This window comes from Stenotrophomonas sp. Steno-Z10-BAI (assembly GCF_056393115.1).
On record NZ_JBWJOZ010000018.1, the window covers coordinates 1 to 1,497 of the forward strand.

General features: G+C 69.1%; 1 protein-coding gene. It reads right to left on the reverse strand.

Annotation, left to right across the window (positions count from 1 at the left end; translation table 11 throughout):
- Window positions 1–132: 132 nt before the first annotated feature.
- The coding region (locus AC06E9_RS19685; protein ID WP_478056678.1) for an ISCR element clade Ia family transposase at window positions 133–1,497 on the reverse strand (1,365 nt) is incomplete at its 5' end.

A 1,497-nucleotide genomic window follows, 5' to 3' on the forward strand; every position in this document is an offset into this window, starting at 1 on the left:
GGGCCACGCAGCGGCTCAGTGCGTAGCCATTTCTCACCGAATCCCGGCACAGGGCCGAGCGCAGCCCTGCGGGGTCGTGGCCGCATCGGATCGGACTCTGGCTTGGCTGCCGGCTGTGTGGCCGGCGCCTCATCACGCGGCGGGCGGCGGGGCGCGCGCTGCGGGCCGGTAGTGCGCTTGCTCCAGCGCGCGGTGTTTCTCGAAGTGGGCGAGGATGGCGCGAATGGCCTTGGGGTCTTCGATGCTGGCGACGATCCGCACCGCGCCGCCGCAGTGGGCGCAGGTGGTGACGTCGATGGAAAAGACCCGCTTGAGCCGTTGCGCCCAGCTCATCGCACGGCGCTTCTGCTCGGGGCTGCGCGGCTCGTCGTGGGCGCTGACGTCCACCGGCACTGCATCGCTCGCAGGCCGCTTGACGCGCCCCGATGGCGTCACCTGCGCGCGCAGGTTTGCATTCGGGGCGAATACGCCGTGGAAGCGGGTGAGATGCGCGCGAGGTGGCGGGACCAGTGCCGCCAGCTTGGCGATGAAGTCCACCGCATCCCATTCGACATGCGTGGTCCCATTTCGCCACGGCGTCTTGAGCTGATACCGCACCCTACCCTGCGGTGAGATCGACAGCCGCTGCTCGCTGATCGCCGGGCGCGTGATGTAGCGGCACAGCTTTTCGAGCTTGTGGCTCTCGTGTGCTTCCGCGGCCACGCCGGCATGCAGCGAGAAGCCGCCGACCTTGCCGGCGTCGCCGTCCAGAGAACCCGCATCACCGGGTAGCGTTTTCAGGGTGACGACCTTGCGGCCAGCGTCGCGACCGGTGGCGATGCGGTAGGTGATCGAACTCATCCGCAGCGCGTCCATGCCGTCGTCGCCCGCCGCGCTGTCGGACAGAAACACGGATTCGTCTTCGCCTTCGAGCCAGCCGCGGCGCGACAGGTGCCGGCACACGCGATGCGCGATGGTGTTGGCGAGCTGCGTCAGTTGCGCAGAGGTGGGGGCGCGGCGCAGGCGCGGCTTGCGCCGCGGGGGCTCGACGTTCGCGTCGTACACGCCGTCGAGCCACAGCATGTGGAAGTGAACATTCAGGTTCAGCGCGCTGCCGAAGCGCTGGATCAGGGTCACCGCACCGCATTGCGCCGTATCCCGCGGCACGCCGGCCTGATCGGCAAGCCAACCGGCGATCACACGATGCACGATGCCCAGCACCGGGCTGATGGCCTCCGGCTTGCTGGCGAACAGGAAGCGCAACGGGTAGGGGAAACTCAGCACCCATTGCCGCACCGGCCGCGGGCCGAACACCTCGTCCACCAGATGCCGCGCCGACTCGGCCATGCGCCGTGCGCCGCAGCTCGGGCACAGCCCGCGCTTCTTGCAGGAATACGCCACCAGCCTCTCGGCACGACAGTGCTCGCAGACCACGCGCAGGAAGCCGTGCTCGAGCACGCCGCAGCGCAGGTAGGTCTCGAACTCCTCGCGCACATACTCGGGCAGCGGGCGGTCTTC